Genomic DNA, 7,895 nt, shown 5'->3' with positions numbered 1-7,895 from the left:
ATAGGAGGGGTTTTGCAGGAAGTCTATTTAATCCTTTAAAAAACAAAAAACCCAAAGCAAACGTTTGGGTTTTGTAAGTGATGGACTAATCAGTGATGATGACCGCCCACACCGTGTGCATGACCGTGAGCAATCTCATCGGCAGTGGCTTCACGCACATCAACCACCTCAACGTCAAACGTCAAAGTCACGCCAGCTAGCGGATGGTTGCCGTCCACGACCACCACGTCATCATTCACGTCTTTAACGGTCACAAGCATGACATGACCATCATCGGTTTGTGATTGGAACTGCATGCCAACTTCGATGTTTTCAACACCTTGGAAATTTGCCCGTGGCACTTCTTGGACAGCCTCGGCAAGATACTCGCCATAAGCGTCTTCGGGGGCAACAGTCACGGTAAACTTATCGCCTGCACCTTTGCCTTCCATTTGGGCTTCAAGACCAGGGATGATGTTGTGGTGACCGTGCAAGTAGGCAAGCGGTTCGCCATTTGATTTATCAAGTACGTCCCCGTCGCTGTTGGTTAGGGTGTAGTTGAATCGTACAACGGTGTCATTTGCAATCATTGACATGAAATTTTCCTATAAAAGTGAAAAATGTTTATCAGTAAATGGGGTATTATTACTGATAATCAAGGGCTATTATAGCAAAGTTTTGGCAAATGTTGGGCGTTGGTTACAAAAATCTTTTAAAAGCCGATTAAAGCAGATTTAAATCAATTTTGTTATAATGGCGTCAGTTGATAATCTGTTGTTTAACAATGTTTGTTATCTTGCATTTGCAATTTTAAAATATTTTTTAAACAACAGCACCAATTTTAATAACACCAATTTTGATGAGTTTAATAAGGTAAATACAATGATGCACCTAAATACAACCCCCAATTTACCAAAGACGAACAGCGAGCAGGATGTTGCCATTCATTATGTGCTTGACTTTACCCGATGTCATGAGCATTTGATTGATGTCATCATGAGCTTTGATGTGGCGGACATTGAACGCTCTGGTGACGAGCTTGGTTTGTGGCTACCGACTTGGATAGCAGGCAGTTATTTGGTGCGTGAGTTTAGCAAGAACATCACCAAAGTCATCGCCTATGATGAGACAGGGCGGGCGTATCGGGCAAGCAAAAGTGCCAAAAACCGTTATGAATTTGCCGACATCGGGCAGGCGGGGCGGATAACGGTGCATTATGAAGTGTACTGCCATGATTTGTCGGTGCGGACGGCATTTGTCGATGACAGTCGACTGTTTGGTAATTTTACATCGCTTCTTTTGATGGTGTCAGATAATGAACGAGTGTCCGCTTGTGTGCATCTGCATGTACCACAGAGCTTTTTGGCAAAAAATCAAGGCTCATCGCTCGCCTGCGGTCTGCCCCATGTCGTGCGTGAGCATGAACAGGGGGTGGGGTATTCACTCGCTCCCAAAGAAGCCTTTGAATATTATGATTATCCCTTTGAATTTGGGGTGCAGTCGCTGTTTGACTTTACGGTGCAGGTGGCGGACAAAGGGGTGGCTCATCGCTTTTTTATCGCAGGGCGACACCGTGCTGATTTGACAAGGTTGTCGGCAGATGTGCAAAAGATTTGCCAAAGCTATGCTGACCTATTGGGCGATGTGCCTTTTACTGACTATACCTTTATGACAATGGTAACAGGCAGTGATTATGGTGGGTTAGAACATATCAACTCAACCGCCCTTATCACGCCACGCACCGATTTGCCTGTGGGTGAGTCTGATGTGCCAAGCGAGTCTTATCAGCGGTTTTTGGGGCTATGTAGCCATGAGTATTTTCATGCGTGGTGGGTCAAGTCGGTGCGTCCTGATGTGATGATGGACAGTGATTTACAAACAGAAGCCTACACGCCCTTGTTGTGGGTATTTGAAGGTTTTACCAGTTATTTGGATGATTTGATGTTATTGGTCTCAGGCGTGATTGACAGGGCAAGTTATTTTAAACTCATCACCGCCCAAATCAACCGCTATTATAAGACAGACGGTCGCAGACACCAAAGCGTGGCGGAGTCGAGCTTTGATACATGGATAAAGCTGTATCGCCCTGATGAGAATACCGCCAATCAGAGCGTGAGTTATTATAACAAAGGGGCGCTCGTGGCGTTGTGTTTGGATTTGAGTTTGTTAAAACACTCAGGGGGCAGATACCGCCTGTTTGATGTCGTCAAAGCCTTTTATGACAAATCCAAACAGAGTGATGACAAACGGTTTGGCATGACCGATGATAATCTTAGCGATGTCATCAGCTCTATGATGGGGGCGGACGCATGGCAGGACTTTTATCATGGCTATGTCGTGGGTACGGATGAGCTACCCCTTGTGTCACTCATGGGCGAGTTTGGGGCGGTGTTAGACAGTCAGCAGATAGAGACGGCATGGGGCATGAGCGTGGATGAGAATGCGGATGGTCTTAAAATCAAGCACCTACACCGTGGCAGTATCGCCAGTGGTACAGGGCTGTCGGTGGGCGATGTCATCATCGCAATAGATGGCATTCGTGCCAGTGGTGCGGGCATAAAATCGGCACTGACCCATGCTGACAGCGTGGTGGTACATGCCTTTCGCCGTGATGAACTTCGCACCTTTACCGTGACCTGTGGCACGCCAACACGGCATGAGAGTGTGTCGGTGCGTACGGCAGACTATCAAGAAAAAGGGTGGCTTGTTTTTGATAAATGGCTCAAATCATAGGGTCTTGGATAATAAACCTAATCAGCCCCGCAGTATTTGTGTTAGCTCGTCATGGCTGATGTGAATGCGTCTGCTTTGACCGACAGTCAAGTCGCCAACGTGCCAGCCGAGCTTATCACTACCGATTTGCAAGCGGATGAGTCTTAGGCAGGGTAGACCGACATGGGCAGTCATACGGCGGATTTGGCGGTTTCTGCCCTCAAAGATGGTCATCATAAGCCATGCGGTGGGGATATTTTTACGCTCACGAATGGGCGGATGTCTGTCCCATACATCGATGGGCAGGTTGTCATCATCTAGGTGTAGGATGTGGGCAGGCAGGGTTTTACCGTCTTTTAGGGTTATGCCTGTACGCAGGGCGTGAAGTTGGTCAGCGGTTGGGGTGTGTTCTACTTGCACCAGATAAGTCTTGCCCCATGATTTGGCTTTGCCGTGCGTGGGTGGTGTGGTAATGAAATGGTTGAGCGTGCCGTTATCGGTGAGAACGAGCAGACCTTCGCTGTCTTTGTCCAAGCGTCCTGCCACACGCAGACTTTTGTCATCAAAATAATCGGCAAGGGTCATCATCTGGTCATGGTCTTTACGAAATTGACTGTGGACATTATAGGGTTTGTTAAACAGGACAACGATAGGCATGATTTGGTATTCTTAAAGTAACAATAAAAGCCCAGCATGACTGACATGTTGGGCTTTTATTGTACCACGGTTTTGCCAAAACTGATTATTTGTTCTCGGCAGGGGCGTCCACTGACTCTGGTGCTGTGTCAGCAGTAGGCTCTGCTGTCTCGGCAGTTGTCTTGGTTGTCGCATCAGTAGAGGCTTGTTGTGCTTCTTTTACGACAGTAGCAGGGCTGGTCGGTGCATTGCCAACAGCAGTGATTTGCTCGCCGTCTTGGATGAGTGTGAACTCAATACGACGGTTTTGGAAGCGACCTTGTTCGGTGGCATTGGTTGCCACAGGATGGTCAAAACTTGCCCCAAAGACTTCCAAACGCTCATCAGGCACACCCTTAGAGACTAGGTAGTCGTGAACGGCTTTGGCACGTTGCTCAGACAAGGTTTTGTTGGACGCATGGTCGCCTTGTGAGTCGGTGTGACCGGTGATTTTAAGCTTGGCATCAGGCAGATTGGCAAGTTTGGTTGCTGCTAGGTCAAGAATTTCTTTGTTCTCAGCAGGAATCTCACTAGATGCGGTGGCAAAGTTGATGATTTGTAGATTCAATGCACGCACTAGGTCATCAGCGGTTGCTGTATCGGTCAGACCTGAGATGGCATTTTTGGCAGTACTAATGCTGTTACTTACCGCACTAGCAACATCAAGTTGTGGCTCGGCTTCGACCACAAAGTCGGCAGGAACGAGTACTTTGGTGCCATCGATGAGTTTGGTGATGTCATCGGCGTTGGTTGCGTTAAAGCGGATGGTTTTGTCGCTAATGCTGACACTAGAATTTGGCACGCCTTTCATAAGTTTGAAAATGCCTTCTAGGTGTTCGCCAGCAGGCAAGCTATCTGCTACGTTCGAGCTGACATTGAGCTGACATTTGTCATCGGCGACACCGAACACGCCTGACAGAGCGGTGCGAATGTTGGCAAAAACACCTTCACTGCCTGCTTCGCCACGGCATGAGTAGATGGTTTGACCTGTCTCATCGGTGGCAAAGCTAAGCGTGGCAGGGGCTAAACCTGCGACAGCGCCACTGGCAGGGGCGGTCTCGGCAGGGGGTGTGGCAGGTGCCGCCACGGGGGTGGGCTTTTCTTGACAGCTACGTAGCAGGAGCCATGCCAGCCCTGCAAAAATCACCAAACCAATGATGGGCAGTAGCGTCTTCATGAAACTACCTTCTTCTTTTTTGATGGGTTCTACTTGACCATTTACATGAGTGGCACGTGGCTCTTTGTCGCTACCTGTGATGGCACCTGTCACGCCACTGACTGCACCGCTGACCGTATCAGCTGCCTTGTCGGCAGTGTTTACCACGCCTTGACCTAGGCTTGTGGCAGTGTCGCCCACTTTGTCAGCAAGACCGCCAATGCCTTTGCCTAGACCTGATACCGCAGAACCTGCCAAACCAACAGCACCTGCGAGCAGTCCTAGCGGCAACAGTTTTTCTGCCCAGTCAGGTAGGTAGGCAGCAAGGTCGTGGATTTTGTCTTGTAGGAATGCTGAGACAGAGCCTGTGCCTGCCAATGATTTAAACTCTTCAAATACCAACGGGGCGGCAGCGGTCGTTAATAAACCCACAGTCTTCTCAGGGATATTGTGTTCTTTGGCAAGCTCGCCATTTAAGGCACTTACTTGCGAGTCGCCTTTGTCATCTTGTAATACCGCATCAAGAACATAATTGCCATCTTTGATGTTGTCAAATGACAAGCTCTGAACACGAGCTAGGGTGTCAGAGTCGGACAGTCTTGCCCCAAAGATACCAAAAAAGCTAGACAATACGCCACGTTTGGCATCTTCATCGCCAGTGTGGTCAGCGACCAATGGCAATACTTGTGGGGTGACCGTGCTGTGTAGGTGGTCAATTAGATTCATGGGATGCTCCTTATTAATTTGAAAATGGTCAAATTGATTTTGAAAATAAAAAATCAAAATAGGTTTTTAAAAATTAAAATTGATTTTGATTAAGTTAAAAAGTGAAAATATTGTACTTTAAAATAATAATGATTGCGATAGAATTTTTAAAAAAGTTTAAAAAAACAACAATAATGCAACAATTTTAGCAACAAAACCAAAAGAATGATTTATTTTTACAACCAAATAAATTGATTTTTAAAATAAATTATTAAAAATCAATAATTTATAAAAATAATTTTGTATCAAATGATAATAATATCAAGCAAAAAACCTGTGACGAAACACAGGTTTTTTTATCATGTATCAGTAAGCTAAAACCATATTTTGACATTTAACGCACTTCTCTTTCTACACCTCGCCCTTGCTCAGAGCTAATCGTGGCATTACTAAGCTCAATAAAATCATCAGGTAAGGCAGATGTACTTGCTGACGGGGCGGGGGGCGGGGTGGTGCCAATATAACCTGATGGGGCAGGGGCAGGATACACTTCGGGCAGGGGTTGTACATTTTGTACAGGTTGGGGTAGGTAGTTGCCATCAGGCATGCCTTGTACGGGCATGGGCTCTGGCATGGTCTGCATGGGTGCATTTTGTACAGGCATGGGCATTTGTTGTACGGGGGCAGGCATGGGCATGCTTTGGGCGGACATGGCGGTGTTTGGTGCTGGCACAAGCTGGGTCATGTCCACGTTGAGTGCGGTCATGGTCGCTTCATCAAACACCAAAAACTCTGTTCGTCCATTTTTAAAGCGACCCAGTTCGGTCACGTTGTCCGATATTGGAAAGCTGTCGCCCACGCCTTTGGGGGTCAGCTGGATGTCACTCACGCCCTGCTCTAACAAAAAGGCTTTGACCGCTTCGGCTTGGCTTTGCGATAGGCTAAGATTTGCCATGCGGTCAGTGCCATCTCCGCCACTGGTGTGGGTTGCGATGATGAGCTTGATGCTCGGATTGGCTTTGATTTTCTCTGCCAGTAGCGACAGCACGCCATGGGTATTGGCAGGCAACTCGCTTGTGCCATTAAAATCAATCACCGCAAGGCTTGCCGAACGTGACAAGTCATAGCTGTTGGGCGGATTATCCAGAGTATTTAGGGCGGTCGTGGCACGTTCAAGGCTCTGATTGATGACATTGGCTTTATCCAACGCAGGGGTGGGCGAGACGGTAAACTGTGGGGCGAGTAGGGCGATGTCATTGACGATTCTGGGTAGGATGTCCGTCTTTGGCGTATTGACATAGATGTGGTCGCCGATAATCTCAATGCTGGTAAACGGCTCAGCCTTGACCATTGCCATGATGCTCTCCAAGCGTTCTAATCCTGTCAGCGATGTGCCAAAATTATCATCGATGTCCATGATACAGCCGATTTGCCCGAAGTTCTTTTGTAGCACCCCGAGCAGTTGTTCTTGGAGCTGGCTGTTGCCCACTTCGGCTTGACAGGCGTACAGCGTGCCGTTTTCACCTGATGTTAGGGACAGACGGGGTGGATTTAGCGATGTGACGGTCGGTGTGGCGACATTGGGGTCGTGGACGGGGGCGGTCTCTGATGAGTTCGATTTGTCTTTTAGTAAATACCATGCTCCGCCCCCGACAGCCAAGGCAATGAGCCCTGCCCCGAGTCCCATTAATAAAGGGTTGGGGCGTGCCACCTTAGGTTTTACGGAAGGTTTAATGGGTTGATGACCACCGAGATGATTATCGTCATTGATGTCATCTTGGGCGGTTGTATCGGTATTGATATCATCATTTATATTATTATCAATACCGCCATTAATACCATCATTTATGCCATCTTGATAAATGCCATTGGTATTAATATTTCCCCCTTGTTTATCATTGCCAAAGGGCGTATTGGTATTATCATTAATATCGGCAGTTTTGGTCACGCTAATAATTGGCGAGCCGTCCGTGGTGATGGGAGTATTATTCATGTTATCATCTGCTTGATTGGGCTGATTATCAGAATTGATAAATGCCGAATCAGAAGTTGGCGTTTGTCTATTTAATTGTTCAATCTTTTGAGCCAGCGAGCTTTGGATAAACTGGGGCGACCACGCAGGCAAATGCGTGCGACTTGATTCAAAATTCTGTGCCAAAAAAGCAATCAGCCCCTGACCCCCTGCCAAATTCGCCACTTCCACCATCATCGGCGGAGTAATGGCTTTTAGGAGTGTCATTGTGGACTGCTCATCCATGTGAAAACTGCGTGCCAAACGCCTTGCCAAAGGCTCTGCCTGCATGCTCCACAAGGCGGTCAGGCTGTGATTTTTGGCATTGGTGCTGTCAAAGCCATCATTAAGCTCAATCAAGCGTGCCGTGCTTAGGGCATAATACTGCTTTAACAAATCCGCACTCGTATCTTCGTTTGAGATGCCCATGGAGCTTGATACCAACCCATGCAAATACTGTACGATGTCCATCGTTCACCTTATCAACTATTTTTATGCTAACCCTTTATTATACCGCAAATTCTTACAAAAATCTGTGCCATTATCGTCATCGCCTTGCCTTTTGTCTTGTTTTTGTGCTGTTTTATCATCTGATGCGGTAAGGGCTTGAACATGGTGTTGGGCGGTGCGATAATAAATTGAAAAATTGAAAAATTG

At 47.2% G+C, this 7,895-nt stretch carries 5 protein-coding genes; 1 reads left to right on the top strand and 4 read right to left on the bottom strand.

What is annotated here, in order from left to right; all coding sequences use genetic code 11:
• Nucleotides 1-89 precede the first annotated feature (89 nt).
• Nucleotides 90-575: an FKBP-type peptidyl-prolyl cis-trans isomerase gene (locus B5J93_RS12350; protein ID WP_079326646.1), complete on the bottom strand. Its 486-nt coding sequence runs from the start codon at nucleotides 573-575 to the stop codon at nucleotides 90-92.
• Between the two features lie 286 nt (nucleotides 576-861).
• On the opposite strand from B5J93_RS12350, the gene B5J93_RS12345 reads away from it, so the two are divergent.
• The gene (locus tag B5J93_RS12345) at nucleotides 862-2,712 is read left to right on the top strand and encodes a M61 family metallopeptidase (protein WP_158080747.1); all 1,851 of its coding nucleotides are present in this window, start codon (nucleotides 862-864) and stop codon (nucleotides 2,710-2,712) included.
• Between the two features lie 21 nt (nucleotides 2,713-2,733).
• Here B5J93_RS12345 and B5J93_RS12340 read toward each other — a convergent pair whose 3' ends face one another.
• The 3 genes from B5J93_RS12340 to B5J93_RS12330 form a co-directional block, all read right to left on the bottom strand.
• The gene (locus B5J93_RS12340; protein WP_079326645.1) at nucleotides 2,734-3,348 is read right to left on the bottom strand and encodes a pseudouridine synthase; all 615 of its coding nucleotides are present in this window, start codon (nucleotides 3,346-3,348) and stop codon (nucleotides 2,734-2,736) included.
• Between the two features lie 85 nt (nucleotides 3,349-3,433).
• Nucleotides 3,434-5,248 carry an OmpA family protein gene (locus tag B5J93_RS12335; protein ID WP_079326644.1) on the bottom strand — a complete coding sequence of 605 codons (1,815 nt, stop codon included), beginning with the start codon at nucleotides 5,246-5,248 and terminating at the stop codon, nucleotides 3,434-3,436.
• 373 nt (nucleotides 5,249-5,621) lie between these two features.
• Complete coding sequence (locus B5J93_RS12330) at nucleotides 5,622-7,709, bottom strand: OmpA family protein (protein WP_079326643.1); 2,088 nt, start codon at nucleotides 7,707-7,709, stop codon at nucleotides 5,622-5,624.
• Nucleotides 7,710-7,895: the final 186 nt, after the last annotated feature.

Origin of the sequence: Moraxella equi (genome assembly GCF_002027555.1) — a bacterium.
GTDB classification, from domain to species: Bacteria; Pseudomonadota; Gammaproteobacteria; order Pseudomonadales; family Moraxellaceae; genus Moraxella; species Moraxella equi.
The sequence above is the reverse complement of the archived record's forward strand: the minus strand, read 5'-3'. Positions and strand labels throughout refer to the sequence as shown.